Origin of the sequence: Bradyrhizobium sp. SPXBL-04, assembly GCF_051853035.1 — a bacterium.
GTDB lineage: Bacteria > Pseudomonadota > Alphaproteobacteria > Rhizobiales > Xanthobacteraceae > Bradyrhizobium > Bradyrhizobium zhanjiangense.
Map to the genome: position 1 here is coordinate 6679282 of NZ_CP182472.1, position 25815 is coordinate 6705096.

The following is a 25815-nucleotide window of genomic DNA, read 5'->3' on the forward strand; positions in this document are numbered from 1 at the left end:
CTCGTCATTCAGCACTACTTCTCACTTATTCAGCCGCTTCAGCAAGCGGAATTGCGTGCTGGTCATCGCTCCCATGCTGCGGCGCGGCAGGCTGCTCGGGGGTGCCCGCCTCGTCCAGGCTCTTCCTGAACCAGAGCGCATAGAGGCCCGGCAGGTACAAGAGCGTCAGGAAGGTCGCGACGAACAGGCCGCCCATGATGGTGATCGCCATCGGGCCCCAGAAGGCCGAGCGCGACAGCGGGATCATGGCGAGGATGGCGGCGAGCGCCGTCAGCACCACCGGACGGGCGCGGCGGACGGTCGCCTCCACGATCGCCTCGCGCCGGGTCAGGCCGTGCGAGACGTCGGTCTCGATCTGGTCGACCAGGATGACGGTGTTGCGCATGATCATGCCGGCAAGCGCGATCAGGCCGAGCAGCGCCACGAAGCCGAACGGGGCATTGGCAACGTTGAGCCCGAGCGAGGCGCCGACAATGCCGAGCGGCGCGGTCAGGAACACCAGGATCAGGCGCGAGAAGCTCTGCAGCTGGATCATCAGCAGCGTCAGCATCACCATGACCATCACCGGGAAGAGGATGAAGATCGAGGCGTTGCCCTTGGCGGATTCCTCGAACGCGCCGCCCGGCTCGATGCGGTAGGCCGGCTCGAGGTTGTCCTTGATCGCCTTCAGCTTCGGCGTGATCTGGTTGGTGACGTCGGGCGCCTGCACGCCGTCGACCACGTCGGAGCGCACGGTAATCGCCATGTCGCGGTTGCGCCGCCACATGATCGGCTCCTCGTGGGCATATTCGATCTTCGCGATCTGCTGCAGCGGCACGGCCACGCCGTTACGCGAGGTGATGGTGAGGTCGCCGACGCCGCCGAGGTCGAGGCGTTCGGACGGGATCGCACGGGCGACCACGCCGACCTTCTCGATGCCGTCACGTACCGTCGTGACCTGCGAACCCGAGATCAGCATCGCCAGCGCCTGCGAGACCTCCTGCGGGGTCAGGCCCATGGCACGAGCACGGTCCTGGTCGACGACGAGCTTCAGGTAGGGCGACTGCTCGTTCCAGTCGAGCTGGACGTCCTTGACGCTCTTGTTCTGGCGCATGACGTCGCGGACCTGGTAGGCGATCTCGCGCACCTTGTTGGCGTCGGGCCCGATCACGCGGAACTGGACGGGGAAGCCGACCGGCGGGCCGAAATTGAAGCGGTCGACGCGGACGCGCGCCTCCGTCAGCACGCCCTCGGCAGCGGCGTTCTCGATCTTGGCCTTGATCCGCTCGCGCGCCTCGACGCCCTTGGCGACGATGACGATCTCGGCAAAGGCCTCGTTCGGCAGTTGCGGGTTGAGGCCGAGCCAGAAGCGCGGCGAGCCCTGGCCGACATAGGACGTATAGGTCTCGATGTCCTTGTCGTCCTTCAGCAGCGTCTCGGCCTTCTTCACAGCCTTCTCGGTGACGTTGAAGGCAGTGCCTTCGGGCAGACGCAGCTGGAGGAACAGCTCGGGCCGCTCCGACAGCGGGAAGAACTGCTGCTGGACATGGCCGAAGCTGACGATCGAGGCGACGAAGACGCCGACGGTCGCGACCACCACGGTGATGCGGTGGTTGACGCACCATTGCACGATGGCGCGCAGGCCGCGGTACATGCGGGTCTCGTAGACCGCGTGCGGATCGTGGTTGTGGTGCTTCATCTCCGGCAGCAGCTTGACGCCGATATAGGGCGTGAAGATCACCGCCACGAACCAGGAGGCGACCAGCGCGATCGCCACGATCCAGAAGATGCTGCCGGCATATTCGCCGACCGCGGAATTGGCAAAGCCGATGGGGAGGAAGCCAGCGGCCGTGACCAGCGTTCCCGTGAGCATCGGAAACGCAGTTGATTCCCAGGCAAAGGACGCCGCACGCATGCGGTCCCAGCCCTGCTCCATCTTCACCACCATCATCTCGACCGCGATGATGGCGTCGTCGACGAGCAGGCCGAGCGCGATGATCAGCGCTCCCAGCGTGATGCGGTGAAGGTCGAGCGACATCGTGTTCATGACGACAAAGACGATGCCGAGCACGAGCGGCACCGACAGCGCGACCACGATGCCGGTGCGCCAGCCGAGCGCCAGGAACGAGACGAACAGCACGATGACGAGCGCCTCCATGAAGGAGTGCACGAACTCGCCGACGGCGTGCTCGACCACCCTGGGCTGGTCGGCGATGAGCTTGACGTCGATGCCCTGCGGCACGGCCTTCATGAATTCGCTGGTCGCCTTCTCGACCTCCTTGCCGAGATCGAGGATGTTGGCGCCCTTGGCGGTGACGACGCCGATGCCGATCGCGGGCTTGCCTTCCTGGCGGACGACGAAGCTCGGCGGATCGACATAGCCATGGGTGACGGTGGCGATGTCGCCGAGGCGGAAGACGCGGCCGTTGCTCTCGACCGGCGTCTCGGCCACGGCCTTGGCGCCGTCGAGCGCGCCGGTGACGCGCAGCGGCACGCGCTGCGACGAGGTCTCGACCGTGCCGGCCGGCGTCACGTTGTTCTGCTTGGCGAGCGAATCGAACAGCGCCTGCGGCGTGATGCCGAGCGTGGCGAGCTTGGCGTGGCTGAACTCGACGAAGATGCGTTCGTCCTGATTGCCGTAGACGTCGACCTTGGTGACGCCGGGCACCTTCAAGAGACGCTGACGGAAGCCTTCCGAGACCTTCTTCAGTTGGGCATAGTCGGCGCCCTCGCCGGTCATCATGTAGAGGATGGAATCGACGTCGGAGAACTCGTCATTGACGACGGGCCCGAGGATGCCGGACGGCAGCTGGCCCTGCACGTCGACCAGCTTTTTGCGCAGCAGGTAGAAGAGATAGGGTACGTCCTTCGGCGGAGTGTTGTCGCGGAAGGTCACCTGGAGCGCGGTGAAGGCGGGCTTGGAATAGGTCTGCACCTTCTCGAAATAGGGCAGCTCCTGGATCTTCTTCTCGATGGGATCGGCGACCTGGGTCTGCATCTCCTGCGCGGTCGCGCCCGGCCACATCACGGAGACATTGACCACCTTCACCGTGAAGAACGGATCCTCGGCGCGGCCGAGCTTCTCATAGGAGAAGAAGCCGGCGACGCCGAGCACGATCATCAGGAAGAGCACCAGCGTCGGATGGCTGACGGCCCAGGCCGAAAGGTTGAAGCGCTTCATCGCACTCTCCGAAAGACGATCCAATTGCCAAAAACGACAGCCACTCTGTTCAAGGCGTCATCGCGAGGCAGCGAAGCAATCCAGGGGGCTGGGCAGGTTCTGGATCGCTTCGCCGCTTCAGCCTTCGCATTTGCGCTCGGGCCGAAACTCGCCTTGCAACGACGAACTCAAAAACACTTAGAAAGACAGCGACGACACGATCCGCACCCTCTGGCTAGGATCGAGCTTCTGCACGCCGAGGGCGACGATCTTGGCGCCCTCCTCCACGCCGCCGGTAATGACGACGTCGTTGCTCTCGTAGGATTTCACCACGACCGGCTTCAGCGTGACCGCGCCGTTATCGTCGACAACGTAGAACGAGGGCTTGCCGCCTTCGTTGAAAAGCGCCGACAGCGGCAGCCGCGCAACACGCTCGGTGGCGGCGTCCGACAGCGTCAGCGTCGCGGTCATGCCGAGCGCGACCTTATCGTCGGCCTCGGGCAGCGAGAATTTTGCCAGATAGGTGCGCGTGGCAGGATCGGCCGCCGGCGCGATCTCGCGCAGCTTGGCCGTGTACTTCCTGTCCGGCTCGGACCAAAGAGTGACACTGGCGATGCCCGACTTGGCGCGTCCAACCAGCGTCTCAGGGATCGCGACGACCGCTTCCTTCTCGGCAAAGCGGGCGACACGGATCGAAGCCTGGCCCGCGGCGACCACCTGGCCGGGCTCGATCAGCGTTGCGGTGACGACGCCACGGGCGTCGGCAACAAGCGTCGCGTAGGAAAGGGAATTCTTGCTCAATTCGAGCGCGCGTTCGGCGCGGTTCAGGCGGGCGCGGGCTTCATCCGCAGCGGCACGGCTCGAGTCCATCTGCGCGTCCGTGGTCCAGCCCTTGGCCTTGAGGTCCTTGGCGCGCTGCTCGGCGGCGGCAGCCTGGGCCAGCACACCGGTCGCGGCGGTCTGCTCGGCCAGCGCCTGCTCGGCCTGGAGCTTCAAATCGATCTCGTCCAGGGTGGCGAGCGGCTGACCAACCTCTACCGTCTGGCCGACTTCGACCAGGCGCTTTGCGACCTTGCCGGCGACTCGGAAGCCGAGGTCGCTCTCGATCCGCGGCCTGATGGTGCCGACGAAACTCCGCTCCGGCGTCTCGGCATCATAATGGGCGGTTGCGACCAGAACCGGCCGCGGCGGCTCGGCCTTCTCGGCAACGGTGTCATTGCACCCGGCCAGCGCAGCGGCCATCAGAGCCAGCGAGACACCCGCCAAGAGCCTGGAATAGCTGGACAAAACCGACCGGACGAACATCGAAGGACACTCCTGCATCTCGAATGAGAGGAATGTCGACTAATCACTGATAAAAGTCAATAATCGTCAGTCATCAGGAATCTGTGATCGTGAAGAGGTAAGTAAGGATTGGGCGGCTGGGGCTAAGAAGGTGCTATCGTAGGGTGGGCAAAGCGTAAGCGTGCCCACCAGGAGGGGTCTCCATAGGGGAAGATCGTGGGCACGGCGTGCGAAGAGCACGCCTTTGCCCACCCTACAAGGCTCGCGTTACCGACCCCGTTCAGCAAACTCCTGCTTGCTGTCGTGGCCGCCGACGAAGACCAGGAGGCCGGCGATCAGCGGCAGGACGGCGAGCACGAGCAGGCCGGTCGAGGTCTGGCCGGTGGCTTCCTTGACCCAGCCGATCAGATAGGGCCCGCCGAAGCCGGCGAGATTGCCGATCGAGTTGATCAGGGCGATGGCGCCGGCCGCCGCCGTGCCGGACAGCCAGGCGGTCGGCAGCGTCCAGAACACGCCGAAGCAGCAGAACACCCCGATCGCGGCCACCGTCAGCACCACCATCGTGAGGGTGGGGTCGGTGAGATAGGAGGAGATGCCGAGCGCAACGGCGGTGAGCAGCAGCGGCGCGCCGACATGCATCACGCGCTCGCGGCTCGCATCCGAATGCCGCGCCCACAGGATCATGGCGATGGTGCCGAACAGATAGGGGATCGCGGTGATGAAGCCGGTCTGCGCGTTGGTGAGGCCGAACGCCTTGACGATCTGCGGCAGCCAGAACTGCATGCCATAGAGCGCGCCGACGAAGCCGAAATAGATCAGGCTGAGCGCGATCACCTTCGGCGACGACAGCGCCTGGCCGAGCGAGGGATGCTTCACCGCCTGCTTGGCGGCGATCTCGGAATCGAGCTTGGCCTTGAGCCAGGCCTTCTGCTCGGCCGAGAGCCAATTCGCCTTCTCCGGTCGGTCGGTGAGATAGAGCCAGGTGACGAGGCCGAGCAGCACCGAAGGGATGCCCTCGATGATGAACAGCCACTGCCAGCCCTTCAGCCCCATCATGCCGTCGAGCCCGAGCAAGAGGCCCGAGACCGGCGCGCCGATCACGGTCGAGACCGGCACGGCAATGGCGAAGGCCGCCAGGAAGCGGGCGCGATATTCGGCCGGGTACCAATAGGTCAGATACAGGATGATGCCCGGGAAGAAGCCGGCCTCGGCGACGCCGAGCAGGAAGCGCAGGACGTAGAAGCTCGTGACACCGCTGACCAGCGCCATCAGCGCCGAGATGATGCCCCAGGTCACCATGATGCGGGCGATCCAGCGGCTGGCGCCGAATTTCTCCAGCGCAAGGTTGCTCGGCACCTCGAAGATGAAATAGCCGATGAAGAAGATGCCGGCGCCCCAGGAGAAGATCAGCGGCGTGAACTTCAGCTCCGCATTCATGGTCAGCGCGGCGAAGCCGAGATTGACGCGGTCGAGATAGGAGAAGAAGTAGGCCAGCACCAGGAACGGAATCAGGCGCCAGGAGATGGCGCGGATGGTCGAGGTCTCGATGCTGCTCTTGCTGGCGTTCCTGGCACCGCCGGCGGAACCGGCATAGGTGGTGATCTGGCTCATGGCTCCCCCCGGGGTTGTTGCTTTTGTGGGCTGGTTGGCGGTTTTCAGCATCGCGGGCAAAGAGTCAATGGAGCGAGCAATGCACGGAGCGCAGCCGGATAAACCTGTTGCGCTGTTACGGACATCCCTGATCCGCGCCGCCCTCGCGCTCGGGGTGATCGTCTGCGGGCTCTCCTTGCGCTGGTACGGCTTTCCGCTCGGGCTGCCCGCCTTCGTCGTGAAGTACGGCGGCTCGCTATTGTGGGCGACGATGGTGTTTCTGCTGGCCGGGGTTTTGCTGCCGCGGCTCACTCGGACCCAGATCGCAGCGATCGCGGTGATGATCGCCATCGTGGTCGAGTTCTCCCGGCTGGTTCACACGCCGTGGCTCGATGCGTTCCGGCTGACGACGGCCGGCGCGCTGCTGCTGGGGCGGATCTTTTCGCTGTGGAATTTAGTGGCCTATGCGGTGGGGATTTTGCTCGGCGTTGGGCTCGATCGAATTGTCGCAATGCGTGGTCTACAAGGGTGGGCAAAGGCGCCCTAGCGCCGTGCCCACCATCCGCATCACCTACGACGATGGTGGGCACGCTTCGCTTTTCCCACGCTACGAAACCGACTCCGTGGCGAGCAGTGTTCACTCCGCCAATTGAAACCGCTCGAAGCGATCGAGCTCGTCCTCGATCTTGCGCTTGAGCTCCTTGCGGCCTGCGGTCTTCTTGCCCTCGCCGACCCAAGTCCATTTCTGCATCAGGAGCTTCTTCGCCTGCCGGTCCGTCTTAAGGTCGAGCGCGGCAACGATCTCGTCGCCGACCAGGACGGGCAGCGCGAAATAGCCGAGCTTGCGCTTGGCCTTCGGCACATAGGCTTCGAACAGATGGTTGTAGCCGAAGATGAGATTGGTGCGCTTGCGCTGGATGATCAGCGGATCGAACGGCGACAGGATATGGACGAGATCCGGCGATGCCCGCTCACCCAGCTCCAGCGCATCCGGCGTGGCCCAATGCTCCTGCTTGCCCGCGCCGTCGATCGCGACAGGCACGAGCTCGCCGCGGCGCACGCGCGAGGCGACCAGGCCCGCCACCGCCTTTTTGCGCGGCGCATCGAGATGGCAGATCGAATCCAGGCTCACCACGCCCTGCGAGCGCAGCGCGCGCTCGAGCAGATAGGCCGTGATCTCCTTCGCCGACGCGGGCTTCGGCAGCTTGTCCCAGCCGAAATGCCGCGTCATCAGTTCATAGGTCTTGAGCATGCCCTGACGCGCGCTGATGGTCACGGCGCCGGTGTAGAGGGCGAGCTGCAAGGCCCGCTTCGAGGGCTTGCGGCTCTGCCACAAATGCTCCTTCTCGACGAGCACGTCGTCCTCGATGTCGCGGATCGTCAGCGGGCCGGCGCGCAGCAGCCGCATCACCTTGCGCGTGTCGGCCGGCTGCACCGAAGCGAACCATTTATGGCCCTCGCGCCGGTGCTCGCGCATCGCCGGCAGGAAGAAACGGAAGTCGCTCGCCGGCACGTAGGACAGCGCATGCGTCCAGTATTCGAACACGCTTCGGTCGACGCTCTGGGCATGGCGAAGATCGGCGCGGCGGTAGGACGGGATACGGCTGAACAGGATGTGGTGGTGGCAGCGCTCGATCACGTTGATGGTGTCGATCTGCACATAACCGAGATGAGCGACCGCGTCCGCGACGGCCTGCGCGCCGTCGCCGAACGGGACGCGCTCGCCCAGCCGCTGTGCATGTAGCCAGATCTGCCGGGCCTGTGTCGTGGTGATCGGAAGCGGTTTGGGCGGGCGTGACATTGCAGCAGGCAATGTAGCCGGATTCGCGCCGAGGCAAACAAGAGAGGCAAAGAAAACCGCGCTGCCATCTGCTGACAGCGCGATCTGTCGGCGAAATGGAGCAAATTATTTCGCGCTCATCTTCTGCGCCTGCATGTAATGCTTGCAGGCGGCGCGCATATTGCCTTTGCTCATCTCGCTGTTGGCCGCAGCCATTTCCTTGGCCATCGCCTGTTTGGCGGGCGAATCCACGGTTCCCATCGCGGTCATGGACTTGCCGATGGCCTCGCCTGTGCAGGGCTGCATCTTTGCCGCAGAAGCCGGCGAGACCGCGAACGCGGCGAGCACAACGGCCGAAAGCAACATCTTCATCGAATGTCTCCTCCGTAGAACAAAACCGGCGTCATGCCGGCCAACGCAAGAGCCATTCTTCAGCGACAAGTTTTCAGGGAGAAGACATTTTCGTTGCTGCGGCGCAGCGATAGCCGCTCCTAGCGTGCGGCTTTTGGGCGCTCCCCAAGGCTGCCGGTGGCAGTGTCCGGCTCGCACGAGGCCTTGCCGCGCCCCTCCGACTGGCAGCGATAGACGCTGCCGGTGAGACGATCGACCAGCCACATGTTATCCTCGGCCGGCCCTTCCAGGCCGACATAGCGGGAGGTCAGCCCCGTGATCAATGTCGACAGAAGGATCGCCACCGCGATCATCGCCGCGCCGATATAGATGGGCATTGAGCTCAGGGACACTGTCCGATCCGGCGGGCCGCTGCGATAGAACTGGTAGTCACGCTGGTAATCGCTCGGCCTCGGCACTGGATGGAACTCGGCTCCCTCGCGGACGAATTATTGAATGATCAAAACCTGCTAGGCGCGCATCTGGACGAATTCTTGTTCGTGGGCGGGCCGTGGGGCGACGCCTTTGCGACGATCGGTGAACACGGATTTCCGGGAATGGTCGATGAGCTGGTTCGGCGCAACCCACAAACCAACACTGTGACCTCCGGCTCGTGGCTTCGAATGTGACAAAGATCACATCAGGGTCTTTGAACCTTCCCTAAGCTCGCAACATCAAATCGCCATCAGGCGTAACAGCGAGGATACGACAATGACCCGTTTTGATAAATTTTTCGGACTGAAGGCGATTACCCTCTCCGCGGCCCTCTCGATGACGGCGAGCCTTGCCCTGGCCGGCGACAACAACGTCTCCGCGGGCCAGATCCTGGATGCACTGAAGCCGAAGCCGGTAACTCGTGGCCTGTCCGTTGGGCCGCAGGTCGATACCGCCGCGCAGGCCAAGGAATCGACCTTCCTCAACACCGTGCGCAACCGCTCGACCCGGTCGCTATCGACGGGCGAACGCGAGCAGATTGCAGAGCTCGCGGCGACCAAGCCGAAGATCGATCTGGAGATCCAGTTCGACTACAACTCGGCTGAGATCGCCAAGACGTCGGTGGCATCGGTGCAAGCGCTCGGCAAGGCTCTGTCCGATCCGGCGCTCAAAGGTTCGACCTTCGTGGTCGCCGGCCACACCGACGCGATCGGCGGCGAACAGTACAACCAGGGCCTCTCCGAACGGCGCGCCGACACCATCAAGAAGTACCTGGTGCAGAACTACGGCCTGAACAGCGCCGATCTCGTCACCGTCGGTTACGGCGAGACCAAGCTGAAGGACGCCGCCAACGGCGCCGACCCGATCAACCGCCGCGTCCAGGTCGTGAACATGGACACCAAGACCGCGTCGAAGTGATCTCCAAGTTACGCCTGACGAAACGCGCCGCCTGCTCTAATCCGGCAGGCGGCGATGTCATATCCAGCTCTGGAACAACATCAGCCGGCCGAAGGTTCGCATGGAGGTGCCGACGAAGGCCGCGGAGATCGGCAGCAGAAGCGCAAAGCCGGCCGCGGCGACGCCGACATAGGCCCACAGCAGCCAGCGCGGCAGCCCCTCCCGGCGCAGCACATAGACCAGCGCAAGCGACGCCGCGGTCGCGGCCGGCAAATAGTAATAGATGAAACCCAGCGTGCGCGGCAGCAAGGCCCAGGCGAGCCAGGGACCGAAATAGAACGCCGCGATCAGGAATGCATCCCAGCGCCGCGCCACGATGAAATCGCGTAGCACCACAGTGAGCGCGAGCAGCGCCGGCCATAACACCAGCGGATTGCCGAGGAAGACGATCGCGGCAATGTTGTCCTCCGTCGTCTTGTCGAACAGGAACCAGACCGGGCGGGCGAGCAACGGCCAGGATGGCCACGCGCTCATATAGGTGTGGCCGGCGATCGCGGTCGTGGTGTTGTCGGTGAATATCCGCCGCTGCGCCTCGATCAAATCCGGCAACGACAATCCGTAGAGCGGAACGAAAGCGGCAAGATACGTCAAGGCCGGCAGGACGGCGAAGCAGAGCGCGGCATGCTGCACCCGAAAACCGGCCCAGAGATCGGGCCGATACCAGTCGCTCGGCCTGGCGTCGGCAAACTGCGTGCGCCAGCCCTGCATCAGGCGGATCACCGCAACGATAACGATGCAGACGCCCAGTGGAAACAGGCCGCTCCATTTGCAGGCCGCAGCACAGCCGAACAGGCTGCCCGTGAGCGCGAACAGCGCATGCGGCCGCTCTCTTCGAAAACCATGCATGAAGGCGGCGGTCGCGAGCAGGCCGAAGCCGAGCGCAAAGATGTCGAGCATGGCGATACGCGCCTGCACGTAGAGCATCTGGTTGCTGCCAGCGATGAGTGCGGCTGCGATCGCGGGCCCTTGCGCGGAGAACAGCGCAAGGCCGCACAGATAGATCGCGACGACCGCGAGTGCGCCGAACAAGGTCGCCGGATAGCGCCAGCCAAACGCGTTGTCGCCAAGGGCTGCGATCGATACCGCGATCAGCTCCTTGCCCAGCGGCGGGTGCATTGGATTGAGCATCGGCTCCGACATCACAGGCGTCAGCATCTGCCGCGCCGCCGGCACATAATGCACCTCGTCGAAGACGAACTTCTCCGGCGTCGCGAGACCGATCAGCAACGCGAGATGAGCAACCAGGAAAATCGCGACGGCAATCACTGCGCTCCGCGACATCTTTGGAACCGCGGATAATTCGAGCGTCGGCTGTGGAGATGTTTTGCGTGGCAAATTGGCGTCACCGCGGACAAATAGGAGATCGCGGTTTTCATTGAACGCATTCTGCCGCGACTGTCACTAAGCATAACGCACGTCCCGCGCCCCTTGTGATAATTCCGCCACATCGCAAGTGCGCGCGATCCGGTACGATCAGGGACATATCGATCGGTTGCGAAATGAATTTGCGTTTCTGGCTTTTCCCCTCTCTGTTGTCGGCCGCATTGTGCGCAGGCCCTTGCGCGCAGGCGCAGACGCGCGTCGGCGAAGCCGTCGTGATCCAGAACGAAGTGGTGCGCGTGGCCGTGACCACCACGCCGATCAATGTCGGCGACAGCATGCTGCGCGACGAGACCGTGCGCACCGGCGCCGACAGCGCAGCGCGCTTCGTCATGGCCGACAGCACCAACCTGTCGCTGGGCCCGAGCGCCACGCTGAAGCTCGACCGCACCGTCTTCAACGACGAGCACAGCTATCGCGACGTCGCGATCCGCATGACCACCGGCGCCTTCCGCTTCGTCACCGGGCACTCCGAGAAGACGGCCTACAAGATCACGACCCCGCTAGCGACCATCGGCGTGCGCGGCACCACGCTCGACATCCTCTCGCAACGCGGCCGCTCCGTCATCGTGCTTCAGGAAGGCGCGGCCAGCGTCTGCACGAAGAGCTCCCAGTGCGTGCAGCTCACCCAGCCCGGCGACACCGCCATCATCACCTCGACCGGTGGCAAGGTCGGCATCACCAAGACCAACACACCGCCCTGGACGTTTGCCGCCAACTGCGCCGCGAGCGCCGGGCTTTGCGCCGTCAACCAATATGCCGCCGCCTCGCCGACCATCACGCCTGCCGTCCAAGACGACGGCATGCTGTGCGGGCGGTGACAATGGTGAAACTCCGCTTGAAGCGCTGGGTTCTCGCTGGCGCGCTGGCCGCCTTGGCTGCGCTTGCCTTTGCGCTGGACATTCGACCGGCGGCAGCCCAGGCGACGTGCGGATCCGAATGCGGTGAGCCGACGCCTGACCCGATCTATTCGCCGTCCCCAACGCCGACCTATTCTCCGTCACCCTCCCCCTCGCCGAGCCCCTCTCCGTCGCCCTCGCCGACCCCGGATCCTGCGTCCGCGCCGAGCCCGAATCCATCGCCAAGCCCGACGCCGACCGGCGCGGATTCCAGCGGCAATTCGATCGGCGGCCTCGCCAATCAGCGTTTCAACCAGATGATCACCAACCGCGTGCTCGGCACGGTGCTGCTCGGCGTCAACGAGCAGATCAATTGCAGCGACTGCATCAGCGCGTTCGGCTCGGCCGGCTCGTTCTCCGCCGGCATCCACGGCCGCAAGGAGCTGACCAACAATCTGTCGCTGCTCGCCGGCATCGCCTACACGCACTACAACGAGGGCGGCTACAAGATCACGAGCGCACCGATCGGCGCCTTCGCGCTACGTTATGACCTCACCGACTGGGGCTCGTCGCGCCCGTTCTTCGACGTCGGCACGATCCTGACGCCGTGGGAGAAGGCGCGCTACACGCGCAGCTACGATACCAGCCTCGGCCCTGTGAGCGTGACCAGCTCGACCAACGCTTCGAACTACGCCGTGTACGGCCGCGCCGGCTGGATCAGCCGCCTGTCGCCACGCGACGAGGTCGCGGCCTCCGTCGAGGTCTGGCAGCTCTGGCAGCGCGTGTCGGGCTACACCGATAGCGCAGTGGCCTTCAATCCGTTCGACGCCACGATTGCGACCGGTACCGACCGCACCAGCCTGGTCAAGATCGGCGGCCAGTGGACGCATCTCTACGGCAGCAACATCGAGGCCAACATCAACGGCGGCTGGGTGCAGTCGTTCGCCAGCCACAGCGGCATCGTGGCGACCGTGACCGGCAACGGCGTGGTGGTCCCGATCATGGGCACCCAGGGCTGGTTCGAATATGGCGGCCGCCTCGGCTTCCGCCTGCAAAAGGGCTGGATCGTGGATCTCTTCGCCAACGGCACGCTGGGCCCGCAGCCGGTCGGCAACACCATCCATGGCGGCGTGGGGCTGCGGATCAACTACTAGAAAGCCTCACTGAAGCACAGTCTCGTAGGGTGGGCAAAGCGGAGCGTGCCCACCAACGCTCTCAATCGGGGATGGTGGTGGGCACGGCGCAAGCGCGCCTTTGCCCACCCTACGGCCCCTGTGTTGACGTCACGCCGCCGACTTGCCCTCGAACGCGCGACGCAACGCGTCGACATCCAGCTTGACCATCTTCATCATCGCCTGCATCGCGCGCGCGGCCGCGGCCTTGTCCGGGCTCGACAGGAATTCGAACATCACTTTCGGCACCACCTGCCAGGCCACGCCCCAGCGATCCCTGAGCCAGCCGCACTGCTCTTCCTTTCCGCCATGGGCGAGGAAAGCGTTCCAGACGCTGTCGACTTGGGCCTGGTCGTCGCAATTGATCATCAGCGACAGCGCGTGGGTATACTCCATCTTCATTCCGCCATTCAGCGCGACCAGGCGCTGCCCGCCGAGCGTGAACTCGACGACGAGCACCGACCCCTGCTTGCCGGAGGGGCCATCGGAGACGTTGCGCTGGACATGCACGATCTTGGAGTCGGGCAGCAGGGAGACGTAGAAGTTGGCGGCTTGTTCAGCGTCACCGTTGAACCACAGGCAGGGCGTGACCTTGGACATTTGAATGCTCCTGTTCTGGGCGGCGATCAGGCGTTCGCCATCTCGGGCTGCAGAGGGGCGGCCGCGAGATCCATCCAGTTCACACCCCACATGTGGCCGTCTGGATCCTCGAAGCTGCGGCCGTACATGAAGCTGTATTCGTCCTTCGGACTGGGATCGGCCACCCCGCCCGCAGCCTCGGCCTTGCCGACAATATCATCGACATCGCTGCGGCTATCCGCGGACAGGCAGAACAGCACCTGGTTTGAGGTCTTGGCATCCGCGATCGGCTTCGGCGTGAACTGACGGAATTTGTCGTAGGTCAGCAGCATGGCGAAAATGGTCTCGGAAAAGACCATGCAGCTCGCTGTCTCATCGCTGAATTGCGGGTTCTTGACCGCGCCAATCGCCTCGTAGAAGGCAGTGGCGCGCTTAAGGTCGGTCACCGGCAGATTGACGAAGATCATCTTGGGCATCAGAAGCTCCTTGGCGGGGGTTCTGCCCAAGGACGCATCAGCCGGCGGTCATCCGACACGGCTTCCGAATATTTTTCGACCTTCCCGCTGCGAGGTTCTGTCGCACCGAACCTCGCTCCTCGGACGGCCTTACTTCTTCTCGTTGGGATCGCGGTGCACTGGGTCGATCCACAGCACGGTCTCGGGCTTCTCGACCGGCTCGATATCGAGATTGATCGCGACCGCCTCGCCGTCGCTGCGCACCAGCACGCATTCCAGCACCTCGTCGGGGCTGGCGTTGATCTCCTGATGCGGGACGTAGGGCGGGACGAAAATGAAATCGCCGGGCCCGGCCTCCGCGGTGAATTGCAGACGCTCGCCCCAGCGCATCCGCGCCTTGCCCTTCACCACATAGATGACGCTTTCGAGATGGCCGTGGTGATGCGCGCCGGTCTTGGCGTCGGGCTTGATGCTGACCGTACCCGCCCACAATTTCTGCGCGCCGACGCGCGCGAAATTGATCGCGGCCGCGCGGTCCATGCCTGCCGTCGACGGCACGTTCGTATCGAGCTGGTTGCCGGGAATGACGCGCACGCCATCATGTTTCCAGCGATCGTCGTGATCGTGTGCATGGTGCGAATGCGTGTGGTCATGGCCGGTCATGGGACTTGCTTTCTGTTGGTTCCTTGGGCGGCAAACTAACCCAAAGCCGCGCCCACGAGCCACAGCAAAATCGGAGCCCTCATAGTCATGAGACCATGCTTTCGCGAGCAGACCCGTATGGCTCAGTCATCCCGGGGCGATGCGCGGCACGAACCCGGGATGACGGCGCAAACTATTTTACCGCGAGCAATTCCACGTCGAACATCAGTGTCGCGTTCGGCGGGATCACGCCGCCGGCACCGCGGGCGCCGTAGCCGAGCTGCGGCGGGATGATCAGCGTACGCTTGCCGCCGACCTTCATCGAGGCAACGCCCTCGTCCCAGCCGGCGATGACGCGGCCCTTGCCGATCGGGAATTCGAACGGCTCGTTGCGATCGACGGACGAGTCGAATTTCTTGCCCTTCTGGCCGTTCTCGTAGAGCCAGCCGGTGTAGTGCATCACGCAGATCTGGCCCGGCTTTGGCGAAGCGCCAGTGCCGGCGACGCTGTCGATGATCTGCAAGCCTGAAGCTGTGGTCATGGTCTTTCCTGCAGTCTGGGCCGAGGCCGTGGTGGAAACGAAATGCGACACGCCGGCGATCACGGTGATCGCGAGTGCCGACATCAGGGCGAGGAGTGCGCGCTGGAAACGCTGCATTAGGCACCTTCTGTTTGAAGCGGGAGGTGTCTAGCGCAACGCGGGTGAGGTTTCCACCCCTCACACCTCGATATTTTCCAGCCGGACCGGCAGCTTGCGGATGCGCTGGCCCGTGGCGTGATAGATCGCATTGCAGACCGCCGCATTGGTGCCGACATTGGCAAGCTCGCCGAGGCCCTTCGCACCTGCCGGATTGATGCGATCGTCCTGCTCGGAGAGCATGATGACCTCGACGCTGGGCACGTCCGCATTCACGGGCACGAGGTAGTCCGCGAAGTTGTCGTTGACGTAGCGCGCATTGCGTTCGTCGATCTCGGTGGCCTCGAGCAGCGCCGACGACATACCCCAGATCAGCCCGCCCATCAGCTGGCTCCGCGCGGTGCGCGGGTTCATAATGCGGCCTGCCGCGAACGCGCCGACCAGACGGGGCGCACGGATTTCGTGCGTGAAGCGGTTGACGCGGACCTCGACGAACTCCGCACCGAAGGCATAGGCGATCTGGTCTTTCATGGCGTGGCCACCGACCAGCCGCACCTGGCCGCTGTGCATGGCGCGGAAGGAATCCAGCGGCGCGTCTTCCGGCTTCCACTCGCCATATTCCTCGACGACGCCGACACCGAGCGCGTCGAAGGCTTTCTCCAGGTCGAGCGCGCGGTCGCCCTTCGCCGCCTGCGTGGCCGGTGTCTGGCCGATACCCACGGTCTCCTTGGCCTTGTCGGTCAGGCTTTGGCTCGGCATCACCGCCTTGAACAGGCGCTGGCGGATCTGGTCGCACACCATCATCACCACGGAGCAGGTGCTGGCCGTCGAATTCGAGCCTCCGGCAACCGGCGCCGGTGGCAGATCGCTGTCGCCGATGAAGACGGCGACCTTCTCGAGCGGCACGCCGAGCCGCTCGGCGGCGGTCTGGGCGATGACGGTGTAGGCGCCGGTCCCGATCTCGTGGCCGGCGATCTCCACACGGGTGCGGCCATCGCGCTGGAGGCGCACGCGCGCGGCGGATGGCCCCATGTGCGTCGGATAGCAGGTGGTGGCACAGCCATAACCGATCAGCCAGTCGCCATCCGACATCGATTTCGGCTGAGGCGAACGCTGCGCCCAGCCGAACGCCTTGGCGGCCTCGTCGAAGCAGGCCATCAGCGAGCGCGACGTATAGGGCTTGCCGCTGATCGGCTCAACGGTGGTGTCGTTGATGCGGCGGAGCTCGATCGGATCCATGTTCAGCTTCACCGCCAGCTCGTCCATCGCGCTCTCCAGCGCGAACAAATACGGCACCTCCGGTGGCGAGCGCATGAAGCCGGGCGTGTTGCGATCGGCGCGCACGATCGAGACGAGGCTGTCGACATTCGGACAGGCATAGAGCCGCGTCGTCGTCTTGGTGCCACCGACGCAATAGGGATCGGGGCGCGAAGAGACCTCGGCGCCCTCGTGCCTGAGCGCGACCAGCTTGCCGTCGCGACGCGCACCAAGCTTGATCTCGTGGCGGGTCTCGGCGCGATAGGTGGTGATGGTAAAGCCCTGGTCGCGGGTCGGGACCAGCTTGATCGGGCGGTTCAGGCGCTTTGCGATAGCGGCGATGATGGCGGTCCGCGGCGTCATCGATCCGCGCGAGCCGAAGCCGCCGCCGACATAGGGGTTGACCACCCGGACCTTGTCGGCGTCGATGCCGAGCTGTTCGGCGACGCCGTTCTTCAGACCGTAGACGAACTGGCTGGGCTCGTAGATGACGAGGTTGTCGCCCATCCAGGCGCAGCTCGTCGAGAACAGCTCCATCGGATTGTGATGCTGCGTCGGTGTGTCGTAGGACGCCGTCAGCTTGACCTCGGCCTCGTCGAACGCCTTGGCGAAATCGCCGACCTTCGGGTCTTCCTTGAACTGGGCATTCTGTCCCTTCGCTGCCGCCGTGGTCGTTCCGGGCGAGTCGAAGGTCGCGCTTGGCGTAGTGGCCGTGTAGCTGACCTTGACCCGGTTAGCGGCCTCGCGCGCCGCCTCGTAGCTCTCGGCAACGACCACCGCAATGATCTGGCCGTCATGGGCAATGTCGGCCGATTTCAACGGCTGGATCGTCGTGCCCGCATAGCCGCCATTGCTGAAGAGTTTCGACTCCTTCAGCTTCGGTGCGTTCTCGTGGGTGACGATGTCGATCACGCCGCGGACACGCCTGGCGTCATCGAGATCGAAGCGATCGACCCGCCCCTTGGCGATGGCGCTGGTGACGAGGAATGCATAGGCGGGGTCGGCGAGCGGCATGTCGGACGCATAGGTCGCGCGTCCAGTCACCTTTACGGCCGCGTCATAGCGCGGCACGGGCTGGCCCATGTTCGTCTTCGGCTCCGGAGCAGCAGCGGTCATGATCAGATCTCCATCGTTACGGCCTGCTGGAGCGCGCGTGCCACCACGCGCTTGCCGAGCGCGATCTTGAAGCTGTTGTGCCGCCGCCCCCTGGCATCTGCGAAAGCGGCATCGGCGACGCGCTGCGCAAGGGCTTCGTCGAACTTTTGCCCCTTGAGCAGCGCCTCCGCTTCGCGCGCCCGCCAGGGCACGGTGGCGACACCGCCGAGCGCGACACGCGCGTCCCTGATCGTGCCGTCCTGCACGTCGAGCGCGACCGCAGCCGAGGACAGCGCGAACTCGTAGGATTGCCGGTCGCGCGCCTTGAGATACACCGAGCGCGGCCAGCGTCCTGGCACCGCGAAGGCCGAGATCAGCTCACCGGGCTGAAGCGTGGTTTCGATGTCGGGCGTACTGCCCGGCGTCTTGTGAAGCTGAGCAAACGGCATGCTGCGCGTGCCGGCCTTGCCCGTGATCTCGACCATGGCATCGAGAGCGATCAGCGCCTGGGCGAAATCCCCTGGATAGGTCGCGATGCACTGGTCGGAGACGCCGAGCAAGGCATGCATGCGATTGACGCCGTCCATCGCGGCGCAACCGGAGCCGGGATGGCGCTTGTTGCAGTTCTCATAGGAAACATCGCGGAAATAGCTGCAACGCGTTCGCTGCATCACGTTGCCGCCGAGCGTCGCCATATTGCGCAGCTGGGCGCTCGCCGCGAGCTTCAGCGAATTGGCAATCACCGGATAGTTGCGCTGGATGCCGTCATGCGCGGCGACGTCGGACATCTTCGCGAGCGCGCCGAGCCGCAGGCCGTCACCCTTCGGCTCGATCGCCGACCAGTCGCGCGCGAGCGGATTGATATCGACGATCGCGGCCGGCCGCATCACATCCAGCTTCATCAGATCGATCAGCGTGGTGCCGCCGGCGAGCGGCTGCGCAGGGGCCTGTGTCAGCGGATTGTTCGCGGCCGCGGCGGCGCTGAGCGCCTGCACGGCCATGTCAGGGTCTGTTGCCCTCTGATACGAAAACGGTCGCATGCGCCTAGCCTTTCATGATCTCGGGCGCGGCCTGCTTCACGGCGGCGACGATGTTGGGATAGGCGGCACAGCGGCAGATATTGCCGCTCATATATTCGCGGATGTCCGCCTCGTTGTTTGCATGCCCCTCCTTGACGCAGGCGACGGCAGACATGATCTGGCCGGGCGTGCAATAGCCGCACTGGAACGCGTCGTTGTCGATGAAGGCCTGCTGCATCGGATGCAGGCGGTCGTCGGTGGCGAGGCCTTCGATCGTCGTGATCTCCTGGCCTTCGGCCGCAAGCGCGAGCGTCAGACACGACACCACGCGCCGGTCGCCGATCAGCACCGTGCAGGCGCCGCACTGGCCGTGATCGCATCCCTTCTTGCTGCCGGTGAGCTTGAGCTGTTCGCGCAGTGCGTCGAGCACAGTGGTTCGCGCATCGATGCTCAGGCGCTTGTCCTTGCCGTTCACGTGGAGGGTGACCTCGACAGGAAGCGCCGGATCTTGTGCGACCGGCGCATTCGCGTCCTGCGTGGCGGCACGCGCCGTCATCGGTACGAGCGCGCTCCCAGCGACGCCGGCCATGAAGGCGCGCCGATCGAATGCGGATGCTCTGGAACTTGATTTATCGGACATGGACGGCCTCCACTGCTTCAAACCAAGCAGCGCACGCCTGCACCGCTCATCGCCCCTTAACCTGAAGCAATGAGCTCCGTTCCGAACGAGAAAGGGCGACGCAGCAAATGCCGCGCCGCCCTTCGTCAACTTTTCCTGATCTGTGCGGGGAACCGCGCGGGCGCTCAATAGCCCAGCGCGCAACCGTCCTTGCGCGGATCGGAACCGCCTGTGAGTGTGCCCTTGTCCCAGTCGATCCAGATCGCCTGGGCACCGCCGAGCGGACCGACCACACTGGTGGTCTTGTGGCCGAGCTTCTTCAGGCCCTCGACGATCGCGGCGGGCACGCTGTCCTCGAGCTGATACTGGCCCTCGTAATGCAGGCCGCGCGGCATATCGATCGCCTCTTGCACGTCGCAGCCATAGTCGAGGATGTTGGTCAGCACATGCGTCTGGCCGGTCGGTTGATACTGTCCGCCCATCACGGCGAACGGCATCACGGAACGGCCACCCTTGGTGAGCAGGCTCGGCATGATCGTGTGCAGCGGGCGCTTGCCGCCTGCGATGCAGTTGGGATGGCCCGGCTGGATGCGGAATCCGCCGGCTCGGTTCTGGAACAGGACGCCGGTCTTGTTGGAGACGATCGCCGAACCGAAGGAATGGGCGATCGAGTTGATGAACGAGCAGACGTTGCGGTCCTTGTCCACCACCGTGATGTAGATGGTCGACGGATTCATCGGCGGCGCGACATTCGGCAGCTCGAGCATGCCGTCCATCCGGATCTTGCTGATGTACTCGTCGGCAAAGCCCTTGGCGAGCATCTCGGCGACGTTGATCTTCATATGATCGGGGGCAGCGACATGCATCTCGCGATTCATGTAGGCGATGCGCGCAGCCTCCGCCTCGAGGTGGAAGCGCTCGACGCTGAGCGGTGCGAACTTGGTCAGATCGAACCGCGACAGGATGTTCAGCATCAGCAGCATGGTGACGCCGGGTCCGTTCGGCGGGCACTGCCAGACGTCGTAACCCTTGTACATGGTGCCGATCGGCGTGGTCACTTCCGTCGTATGCGCGGCGAAATCATCGAGCGTGTGCAGGCCGCCGATCCCGCGCAGGGTTTCGACCATGTCCTCCGCGATCGGGCCCTTGTAGAAGGCGTCGCGGCCATCGTTGGCGATCGCGCGCAGGGTCTTGCCGAGCTCCGGTTGGCGAATGACGTCACCGGCCACCGGCGGCTTTCCGCCCGGCAGCAGGTAACGCACGGTGTTGGTACCACCCTTCAGCTTCTCGAACTGGTTCTTCCAGTCGAAGGCGATGCGCGGCGCGACGACGTAGCCCTCTTCCGCCGCCTTGATCGCGGGCTGCAGCAGCCGGTCGAAGCCGAACTTGCCGTGATCGCGCAGCACGGTGGCAAAGGCATCGACCACGCCGGGGATCGACACCGCATGCGCCGAGGTCAGCGGGACGGAATTGATCTTGCGCTCGAGATACCAGTCGGCGTTCGCCGCCTTCGGCGCGCGGCCGGAGCCATTATAGGCGATGATCTTGCCCTCGCCCCGCGGCTGGATCAGTGCGAAGCAGTCGCCGCCGATGCCGGTCGATTGCGGCTCGATCACACCGAGCACGGCCGAGCCGGCGACCGCTGCGTCCACCGCCGTGCCGCCCTCGCGCAGCACCTCGATCGCGGCGAGCGAAGCCTGCGGATGCGAGGTCGCCACCATCGCGTTGGTGGCGTGGACCGTGGACCTGCCGGGGAAATGGAAGTTTCTCATGCGAATTCTTGCTTTCTTGGACATCCGGCGCGACGGCGCGCCATCTCGGAAAAACCCGGCCTACATGACATATTCCGGCCAGCCGGAGCAATGCTGGCATACCAATGAAATGGCTGCCATCCGCTGGGCGTATGGACCGTTCACGGCTTTCAGCCATGCGGGTTTTCCGGGCGCCGGCGGGCTGCTAAACGAGCCGCCATGTCTGACAACAATTCGGTCACCAAGGTCGCCGCCTTCTACCAATTCGCCGCCCTCCCGGATTACCGCGAGCTGCGCGAACCGTTGCGTGCGTTCTGCGCTCGCCTGGCGCTGAAGGGGAGCGTGCTGCTGGCCCAGGAGGGCATCAACGGCACTGTCGCGGGCACCCCGGAGGCGATCGGCGCCTTCGCTCACGAGCTCGCGCACGGCGACATGTTCGGCGGCCGGCTCGACAATCTCGAACTCAAATTCTCGACCGCCGCGGCGATGCCGTTCGGCCGGCTCAAGGTGCGGCTGAAGAAGGAGATCGTCACGCTCGGCGATGCGGCCGCCGATCCGACAAAGCAGGTCGGCACCTATGTCGACGCCGCCGATTGGAATGCGCTGATCGCGGCACCCGATACGCTGCTGCTCGATACCCGCAATGCCTTCGAGGTGGCGATGGGCACGTTCGAGGGCGCGGTCGATCCCGGCATCAAGAGTTTTGGCCAGTTCAAGGATTTTGCCGCCGCGCAGCTCGATCCGGCAAAGCACCGCAGGATCGCGATGTTCTGCACCGGCGGCATCCGCTGCGAGAAGGCCAGCGCGCATCTGCTCGCGCGCGGCTTTGCCGAGGTCTATCACCTCAAGGGCGGCATCCTCAAATATCTGGAACAGGTGCCGGAGACGCAGAGCCGCTGGCGCGGCGAATGCTTCGTGTTCGACGAGCGCGTCGCGCTCGGGCATGGATTGCGCGAACTTGGCTTGCGAGAACTTGGCCTGCGCGAACCGGACAAGGGGCACGGCCGTGACGAATGAGATCAAGACGCTGAGCGAGCGAATCGACACGCTGGAGATGCGCCTTGCCTATCAGGACGACACGATCGAGACGCTGAACCAGACCATCACGGCGCAGTGGAAGCAGATCGATGCGCTGACGCGGCAGATCGCACAGCTGAGCGAACGGCTCCAGGAGGCCGAGGCGAATGCGCCGGGCCCTGCCAACGAGCGCCCGCCGCATTATTGAAAAAGATGAGCTACTGGCCGGACGCCTTGGGCATCAGGCTGGCCACTTCGCCCGACATCATCAACCGGTTGCGCCCGGCTTCCTTCGCGGCGTAGAGCGCCTGATCGGCCGCCTCGACGAGCGAGGCCACGCCCGCCGTGCGCTCCAGCACCGGCCGGCACGCCGCGCCTCCGAGCGAAGCGGTGACGCAACCGGTCGCACGGTTGGTGGTGTGGACGAGGCCCGCCTCGCGGATCGCCCGCCTGATCCGGTTGCCGATCCGGGCGCAGCCTTCGGCATCGGTGTTCGGCAGCAGCATGGCGAACTCCTCGCCGCCATAGCGCGCCGCCAGATCGCCGGGACGCTGCATCTCGGTCGCGATGATCTGCGCCACCACGCGGAGGCAGGCGTCGCCCGCGGGATGGCCGTATTCGTCGTTGTAGGCCTTGAAGTGGTCCACGTCGATCATCAGCAAGGCGAGGCTGGAGCGGTCGCGATAGGCACGCGCCCACTCCTCCTTCAGCCGTTCGTCGAAACGGCGGCGGTTGGCAAGGCCCGTGAGGCTGTCCTCGATCGCGAGGGTCTCGAGCCTGGTCTCCAGCTTCTTGTGCTCGGTGATGTCGCGCGAGATCGCCACCACGCCGTCGACGCGGCCATTGTCCTTGCGCGTCACCCGCATGGTCGATTCGAGCCAGACTTCGCCGTTCTCGCGATGCGCGTTGCGATAGACGAGGCGCGCCTCCTCCGTCTCGCCACGCTTCATGGCGTCGACGATCGCCTGGACCTGCGGCAGATCCTCCGGATTGATGCCCGCGAGCGCAGGCGTGCCGATCAGTTGATTGGCGCGCCAGCCGACGAGGCGCACCGACGCAGGCGAGACATAGCGCAGCCGCTCGTCGAGCCCGATGCGGGTCACCATGTCGCTGGAGCCTTCCGCGAGCAGGCGGAAGTGAGCCTCCTTCTCGATCAGGGCCGCGGCCATGCGCTGGCCCCGCTGCAACTGCCGCACCAGCATGGCACCGATGATCGCGATCAGTATCACCAGGGCGATCACGTAGAGCATGCGGGAGATTGCGGCCGCGCGCCAGGGCGCCAGCAACTCGTCCTTGTCGACGGTGGCGAGCAGGACCAGCGGGTAGCGGCTGCTGCGCTTGAAGAAGCTGACGCGCTGGGCGCCGTCCAGCGGCGACTTGAAATGATAGGCGCCGCCCGGCCGCTGCAGGCTGGCGTCGCGGAACAGCGGCTTGTCGGCAACACTGTGTCCGACGAACTTTTCGTTGTTCGGGTTGCGCGCGACGATCAGGCCGTCGCCATGCGTCAGCGCCACCGAGCTGTTGCGGCCAATCTCGAACTGCTCGTAGAAATGCGAAAGATATTTCGAGCTGATGGTCGCGAGCACCACGCCGCCGAAGCTGCCGTCCGCCTTGTTGAAGCGGCGCGACAGAGTGACGACCCATTCGCCGTCCAGGAGGCTCTTCACGGGACGGCCGACATGGGGCTCACGTTTCGGAGAGAGCTGGTGATGACGGAAGAACGCGTCGTCGCTGAAGGTCGAGCCGATCGTGGCGGGCAAGGTCAGCCAATTGCCCTGATCGTCGATGATGCCGAGGCTGTGAATGCGCTCGATGGCCTTCTTTCGCGCTTCCAGCAGGGTACGCAGCTTCGCGATCGTGGCAGGGCCGGCGCCGTCCATCTCCAGCCGGCTGACGACGCCGACGACGCCGGAATCCAGGAGATCGAGGCTGTCCTCTGCATGCTGTGTCAGCGAGCGGGCAACGTTGGCCATCTCGGTCTCGGCGCTCTTGAGCACGGCATCGCGCGCGGCCCATTCGCGCCAGGCGCTGACCCCAAGGATGGTCGCGCAGGTGAGCACGACGAACGCGGCCGCGCGCAGCGGCAGACGGCTCCATCCGGCTCTTTGGGTCGCAGCACTCATGCGGCAGAATTCTCCGATCGTTCGGAAACTCTGCCGCTTCTATTATTGAACTCTGAAATTACCGCAGCAATGCGCCGCGATCCCGTAGTCGTACGGACGCAAGCGTCAGCGCATTGCTAACAGAACATTAGCGTGCTTATCGGAATCCGGCTCCCGCCGGCTAGCTGAAGATGGCCTTAACTTTGTTCCAGAGCGAGGGATGCTCGGCATCCGCATCCGCCTTCGAGGGTGTCGGTTGCGCGGCGCTCACGGGATCGGAGGCCGGGAACGTATCCTTCAGACCGTCATCGAGCTTGGCGTTGCGATCGGCGGCGAGCGCTTCGCGCAGGTCGTCGGCGTGCTTGTCGTGCGGCGCAGGGTTGAATGTCTGAGCCATGAGATCCTCCTCGATTGGCTGGTCAACGCGGCGCATTTGCGCTGGTTCCCCTGTTCCGCTCGGACCTCCCACGGTGTATCAGGAACCTCAATCTGCATCAGGACAGCTCGTGCCCCAATCTGCGACAAAGCCCTTCATCGACGTGCTCTCCGGCCAGCGCCAGGCCATCCCGCCCATGTGGATGATGCGGCAGGCCGGCCGCTACCTGCCGGAATATCGCGAGGTGCGCGCCAAAGCGGGCGGCTTCCTCGATCTCTGCTTCACCCCGGAGCTTGCCGCGGAGGTGACGCTGCAGCCGATCCGAAGGTTCGGCTTCAATGCTGCGATCATCTTTTCGGACATTCTGGTGATCCCCTATGCGCTCGGCCGCTCCGTGCGTTTCGAGGTCGGCGAAGGCCCGCGGCTCGAACCGCTGGATGATCCGGCGAAGGTTGCGACGCTGGCCGCGCGCGCCGACTTCTCCAAGCTCGCGCCGGTGTTCGAGGCGCTGCGGATCGTGCGCGGCGCGCTTGCTCCCGAGGTTGCCCTGATCGGCTTCTGCGGCGCACCGTGGACGGTGGCGACCTACATGGTCGCCGGCCAGGGCACGCCCGACCAGGCGCCGGCGCGAATGATGGCCTACCGACATCCGGAGGCCTTTGCGCAAATCATCGATGTGCTGGTCGACAACTCGGTCGAATATCTGCTGGCCCAGCTCGCCGCCGGCGCCGACGCCTTGCAGATCTTCGACACCTGGGCCGGCGTGCTGCCGCCCACCGAGTTCGCGCGCTGGTCGATCGAGCCGACGCGGCGCATCGTCGAAGGCGTCCGCGCGAAGGCGCCGGATGCGAAGATCATCGGTTTCCCGCGCGGTGCCGGCGCGCAGCTGCCGGCCTATGTCGAGACAACTAGTGTGAACGCGGTGAGCATCGACTGGACCGCGGAGCCGGCCTTCATCCGCGAGCGTGTGCAGAGCAAGGTCGCCGTGCAGGGTAATCTCGACCCGCTGGTGCTAATCACTGGTGGCACAGCGCTCGACCGCGCCGTCGACGACGTGCTGGCGAATTTTGCGAAAGGACGCCTGATCTTCAATCTCGGCCACGGCATCCAGCCGGAAACGCCGATCGCCCATGTCGAGCAGATGCTGAGGCGCGTGCGGGGCTGATTTATTTCGCCCGTAGGGCGCGGCAAAACAAAAAGTGCGAAAACAACCCCATGCACAGTAGACAAGTCATTGAAAAATCTAGGCCGGCATGACTCACCCCGCGCGTTTGACACGTCGGGCAAAACAGGCGCAGGA

The 25815-nt window shown here is 64.6% G+C and carries 25 protein-coding genes; 8 read left to right on the forward strand and 17 right to left on the reverse strand.

Annotated features, from left to right (window positions below; translation table 11 throughout):
* Nucleotides 1-25 precede the first annotated feature (25 nt).
* The 3 genes from ACNJX8_RS32135 to ACNJX8_RS32145 all read right to left on the reverse strand — a co-directional run bounded on the left by ACNJX8_RS32135 (nucleotide 26) and on the right by ACNJX8_RS32145 (nucleotide 6034).
* Nucleotides 26-3160 (reverse strand): efflux RND transporter permease subunit, encoded by a 3135-nt coding sequence (locus ACNJX8_RS32135; protein WP_439358051.1) that lies wholly within the window; start codon nucleotides 3158-3160, stop codon nucleotides 26-28.
* A gap of 177 nt (nucleotides 3161-3337) precedes the next feature.
* Nucleotides 3338-4444: an efflux RND transporter periplasmic adaptor subunit gene (locus ACNJX8_RS32140; RefSeq protein ID WP_439358052.1), complete on the reverse strand. Its 1107-nt coding sequence runs from the start codon at nucleotides 4442-4444 to the stop codon at nucleotides 3338-3340.
* A 246-nt stretch (nucleotides 4445-4690) separates the two neighbouring features.
* Nucleotides 4691-6034 (reverse strand): MFS transporter, encoded by a 1344-nt coding sequence (locus tag ACNJX8_RS32145; RefSeq protein ID WP_439358053.1) that lies wholly within the window; start codon nucleotides 6032-6034, stop codon nucleotides 4691-4693.
* Nucleotides 6035-6113: 79 nt separating this feature from the next.
* On the opposite strand from ACNJX8_RS32145, the gene ACNJX8_RS32150 reads away from it, so the two are divergent.
* A complete protein-coding gene (locus ACNJX8_RS32150; protein ID WP_439362007.1) occupies nucleotides 6114-6560 on the forward strand; it encodes a DUF2809 domain-containing protein in 447 nt (148 codons plus the stop codon).
* 90 nt (nucleotides 6561-6650) lie between these two features.
* Here the strand turns inward: ACNJX8_RS32150 and ACNJX8_RS32155 are convergent, their stop codons facing one another.
* The 3 genes from ACNJX8_RS32155 to ACNJX8_RS32165 all read right to left on the reverse strand — a co-directional run bounded on the left by ACNJX8_RS32155 (nucleotide 6651) and on the right by ACNJX8_RS32165 (nucleotide 8521).
* Nucleotides 6651-7814, reverse strand: a complete 1164-nt coding sequence (locus ACNJX8_RS32155) for a winged helix-turn-helix domain-containing protein (RefSeq protein WP_439358054.1) — start codon at nucleotides 7812-7814, stop codon at nucleotides 6651-6653.
* A gap of 105 nt (nucleotides 7815-7919) precedes the next feature.
* Entirely contained in the window at nucleotides 7920-8165 is a 246-nt protein-coding gene (locus ACNJX8_RS32160) for a hypothetical protein (RefSeq protein ID WP_128935661.1), read from the reverse strand.
* Between the two features lie 119 nt (nucleotides 8166-8284).
* Nucleotides 8285-8521 carry a hypothetical protein gene (locus ACNJX8_RS32165; RefSeq protein WP_128937546.1) on the reverse strand — a complete coding sequence of 79 codons (237 nt, stop codon included), beginning with the start codon at nucleotides 8519-8521 and terminating at the stop codon, nucleotides 8285-8287.
* 84 nt (nucleotides 8522-8605) lie between these two features.
* Here ACNJX8_RS32165 and ACNJX8_RS32170 point away from each other — a divergent pair, with 84 nt between their 5' ends.
* Both ACNJX8_RS32170 and ACNJX8_RS32175 read left to right on the forward strand, forming a co-directional pair.
* Entirely contained in the window at nucleotides 8606-8812 is a 207-nt protein-coding gene (locus ACNJX8_RS32170; RefSeq protein WP_439358055.1) for a hypothetical protein, read from the forward strand.
* Nucleotides 8813-8894: 82 nt separating this feature from the next.
* Nucleotides 8895-9536: an OmpA family protein gene (locus ACNJX8_RS32175; RefSeq protein WP_439358056.1), complete on the forward strand. Its 642-nt coding sequence runs from the start codon at nucleotides 8895-8897 to the stop codon at nucleotides 9534-9536.
* A 57-nt stretch (nucleotides 9537-9593) separates the two neighbouring features.
* On the opposite strand, the gene ACNJX8_RS32180 is transcribed toward ACNJX8_RS32175, so the two are convergent.
* Complete coding sequence (locus tag ACNJX8_RS32180) at nucleotides 9594-10856, reverse strand: phospholipid carrier-dependent glycosyltransferase (RefSeq protein WP_439410292.1); 1263 nt, start codon at nucleotides 10854-10856, stop codon at nucleotides 9594-9596.
* Between the two features lie 218 nt (nucleotides 10857-11074).
* Here ACNJX8_RS32180 and ACNJX8_RS32185 point away from each other — a divergent pair, with 218 nt between their 5' ends.
* Together ACNJX8_RS32185 and ACNJX8_RS32190 are read left to right on the forward strand one after the other, a co-directional pair.
* Entirely contained in the window at nucleotides 11075-11776 is a 702-nt protein-coding gene (locus ACNJX8_RS32185) for a FecR family protein (RefSeq protein ID WP_439358057.1), read from the forward strand.
* 2 nt (nucleotides 11777-11778) lie between these two features.
* A complete protein-coding gene (locus ACNJX8_RS32190) occupies nucleotides 11779-12948 on the forward strand; it encodes a hypothetical protein (protein ID WP_439358058.1) in 1170 nt (389 codons plus the stop codon).
* Between the two features lie 129 nt (nucleotides 12949-13077).
* On the opposite strand, the gene ACNJX8_RS32195 is transcribed toward ACNJX8_RS32190, so the two are convergent.
* The 8 genes from ACNJX8_RS32195 to ggt form a co-directional block, all read right to left on the reverse strand.
* Entirely contained in the window at nucleotides 13078-13566 is a 489-nt protein-coding gene (locus tag ACNJX8_RS32195) for a VOC family protein (protein ID WP_128938097.1), read from the reverse strand.
* 26 nt (nucleotides 13567-13592) lie between these two features.
* Nucleotides 13593-14021, reverse strand: a complete 429-nt coding sequence (locus tag ACNJX8_RS32200; RefSeq protein ID WP_249760197.1) for a VOC family protein — start codon at nucleotides 14019-14021, stop codon at nucleotides 13593-13595.
* A gap of 129 nt (nucleotides 14022-14150) precedes the next feature.
* A complete protein-coding gene (locus ACNJX8_RS32205; RefSeq protein WP_128938099.1) occupies nucleotides 14151-14663 on the reverse strand; it encodes a cupin domain-containing protein in 513 nt (170 codons plus the stop codon).
* 172 nt (nucleotides 14664-14835) lie between these two features.
* Nucleotides 14836-15300 (reverse strand): FKBP-type peptidyl-prolyl cis-trans isomerase, encoded by a 465-nt coding sequence (locus ACNJX8_RS32210; RefSeq protein ID WP_091898973.1) that lies wholly within the window; start codon nucleotides 15298-15300, stop codon nucleotides 14836-14838.
* 60 nt (nucleotides 15301-15360) lie between these two features.
* Nucleotides 15361-17652 carry a xanthine dehydrogenase family protein molybdopterin-binding subunit gene (locus tag ACNJX8_RS32215; protein ID WP_439358059.1) on the reverse strand — a complete coding sequence of 764 codons (2292 nt, stop codon included), beginning with the start codon at nucleotides 17650-17652 and terminating at the stop codon, nucleotides 15361-15363.
* 2 nt (nucleotides 17653-17654) lie between these two features.
* A complete protein-coding gene (locus tag ACNJX8_RS32220; RefSeq protein WP_439358060.1) occupies nucleotides 17655-18671 on the reverse strand; it encodes an FAD binding domain-containing protein in 1017 nt (338 codons plus the stop codon).
* A 4-nt stretch (nucleotides 18672-18675) separates the two neighbouring features.
* Nucleotides 18676-19290, reverse strand: a complete 615-nt coding sequence (locus ACNJX8_RS32225; protein WP_128938102.1) for a (2Fe-2S)-binding protein — start codon at nucleotides 19288-19290, stop codon at nucleotides 18676-18678.
* Nucleotides 19291-19454: 164 nt separating this feature from the next.
* Nucleotides 19455-21041, reverse strand: coding sequence for a gamma-glutamyltransferase (ggt, locus tag ACNJX8_RS32230; RefSeq protein WP_439358061.1), 1587 nt, complete (start codon nucleotides 21039-21041; stop codon nucleotides 19455-19457).
* 198 nt (nucleotides 21042-21239) lie between these two features.
* On the opposite strand from ggt, the gene trhO reads away from it, so the two are divergent.
* On the forward strand, nucleotides 21240-22037 hold the full coding sequence (gene trhO, locus ACNJX8_RS32235; protein ID WP_439358062.1) for an oxygen-dependent tRNA uridine(34) hydroxylase TrhO: 798 nt from the start codon (nucleotides 21240-21242) through the stop codon (nucleotides 22035-22037).
* Nucleotides 22027-22245 (forward strand): SlyX family protein, encoded by a 219-nt coding sequence (locus tag ACNJX8_RS32240; RefSeq protein ID WP_091898967.1) that lies wholly within the window; start codon nucleotides 22027-22029, stop codon nucleotides 22243-22245. Before trhO ends, ACNJX8_RS32240 begins: the two co-directional genes overlap by 11 nt.
* A 10-nt stretch (nucleotides 22246-22255) precedes the next feature.
* On the opposite strand, the gene ACNJX8_RS32245 is transcribed toward ACNJX8_RS32240, so the two are convergent.
* The gene (locus ACNJX8_RS32245) at nucleotides 22256-24160 is read right to left on the reverse strand and encodes a diguanylate cyclase domain-containing protein (protein ID WP_439358063.1); all 1905 of its coding nucleotides are present in this window, start codon (nucleotides 24158-24160) and stop codon (nucleotides 22256-22258) included.
* Between the two features lie 160 nt (nucleotides 24161-24320).
* Nucleotides 24321-24536 (reverse strand): hypothetical protein, encoded by a 216-nt coding sequence (locus tag ACNJX8_RS32250; RefSeq protein ID WP_091898984.1) that lies wholly within the window; start codon nucleotides 24534-24536, stop codon nucleotides 24321-24323.
* A gap of 109 nt (nucleotides 24537-24645) precedes the next feature.
* On the opposite strand from ACNJX8_RS32250, the gene hemE reads away from it, so the two are divergent.
* Nucleotides 24646-25680: a uroporphyrinogen decarboxylase gene (gene hemE, locus ACNJX8_RS32255; protein WP_439358064.1), complete on the forward strand. Its 1035-nt coding sequence runs from the start codon at nucleotides 24646-24648 to the stop codon at nucleotides 25678-25680.
* The last annotated feature ends 135 nt before the right edge of the window (nucleotides 25681-25815 follow it).

Coding starts and splice junctions, on each gene's coding strand:
- ACNJX8_RS32135 (WP_439358051.1), bottom strand. CDS start 3,160: ATGAAGCGCTTCAACCTTTCGGCCTGGGCCGTCAGCCATCCGACGCTG.
- ACNJX8_RS32140 (WP_439358052.1), bottom strand. CDS start 4,444: ATGTTCGTCCGGTCGGTTTTGTCCAGCTATTCCAGGCTCTTGGCGGGT.
- ACNJX8_RS32145 (WP_439358053.1), bottom strand. CDS start 6,034: ATGAGCCAGATCACCACCTATGCCGGTTCCGCCGGCGGTGCCAGGAAC.
- ACNJX8_RS32150 (WP_439362007.1), top strand. CDS start 6,114: ATGCACGGAGCGCAGCCGGATAAACCTGTTGCGCTGTTACGGACATCC.
- ACNJX8_RS32155 (WP_439358054.1), bottom strand. CDS start 7,814: ATGTCACGCCCGCCCAAACCGCTTCCGATCACCACGACACAGGCCCGG.
- ACNJX8_RS32160 (WP_128935661.1), bottom strand. CDS start 8,165: ATGAAGATGTTGCTTTCGGCCGTTGTGCTCGCCGCGTTCGCGGTCTCG.
- ACNJX8_RS32165 (WP_128937546.1), bottom strand. CDS start 8,521: ATGCCCATCTATATCGGCGCGGCGATGATCGCGGTGGCGATCCTTCTG.
- ACNJX8_RS32170 (WP_439358055.1), top strand. CDS start 8,606: ATGGAACTCGGCTCCCTCGCGGACGAATTATTGAATGATCAAAACCTG.
- ACNJX8_RS32175 (WP_439358056.1), top strand. CDS start 8,895: ATGACCCGTTTTGATAAATTTTTCGGACTGAAGGCGATTACCCTCTCC.
- ACNJX8_RS32180 (WP_439410292.1), bottom strand. CDS start 10,856: ATGTCGCGGAGCGCAGTGATTGCCGTCGCGATTTTCCTGGTTGCTCAT.
- ACNJX8_RS32185 (WP_439358057.1), top strand. CDS start 11,075: ATGAATTTGCGTTTCTGGCTTTTCCCCTCTCTGTTGTCGGCCGCATTG.
- ACNJX8_RS32190 (WP_439358058.1), top strand. CDS start 11,779: ATGGTGAAACTCCGCTTGAAGCGCTGGGTTCTCGCTGGCGCGCTGGCC.
- ACNJX8_RS32195 (WP_128938097.1), bottom strand. CDS start 13,566: ATGTCCAAGGTCACGCCCTGCCTGTGGTTCAACGGTGACGCTGAACAA.
- ACNJX8_RS32200 (WP_249760197.1), bottom strand. CDS start 14,021: ATGCCCAAGATGATCTTCGTCAATCTGCCGGTGACCGACCTTAAGCGC.
- ACNJX8_RS32205 (WP_128938099.1), bottom strand. CDS start 14,663: ATGACCGGCCATGACCACACGCATTCGCACCATGCACACGATCACGAC.
- ACNJX8_RS32210 (WP_091898973.1), bottom strand. CDS start 15,300: ATGCAGCGTTTCCAGCGCGCACTCCTCGCCCTGATGTCGGCACTCGCG.
- ACNJX8_RS32215 (WP_439358059.1), bottom strand. CDS start 17,652: ATGACCGCTGCTGCTCCGGAGCCGAAGACGAACATGGGCCAGCCCGTG.
- ACNJX8_RS32220 (WP_439358060.1), bottom strand. CDS start 18,671: ATGCGACCGTTTTCGTATCAGAGGGCAACAGACCCTGACATGGCCGTG.
- ACNJX8_RS32225 (WP_128938102.1), bottom strand. CDS start 19,290: ATGTCCGATAAATCAAGTTCCAGAGCATCCGCATTCGATCGGCGCGCC.
- ggt (WP_439358061.1), bottom strand. CDS start 21,041: ATGAGAAACTTCCATTTCCCCGGCAGGTCCACGGTCCACGCCACCAAC.
- trhO (WP_439358062.1), top strand. CDS start 21,240: ATGTCTGACAACAATTCGGTCACCAAGGTCGCCGCCTTCTACCAATTC.
- ACNJX8_RS32245 (WP_439358063.1), bottom strand. CDS start 24,160: ATGAGTGCTGCGACCCAAAGAGCCGGATGGAGCCGTCTGCCGCTGCGC.
- ACNJX8_RS32250 (WP_091898984.1), bottom strand. CDS start 24,536: ATGGCTCAGACATTCAACCCTGCGCCGCACGACAAGCACGCCGACGAC.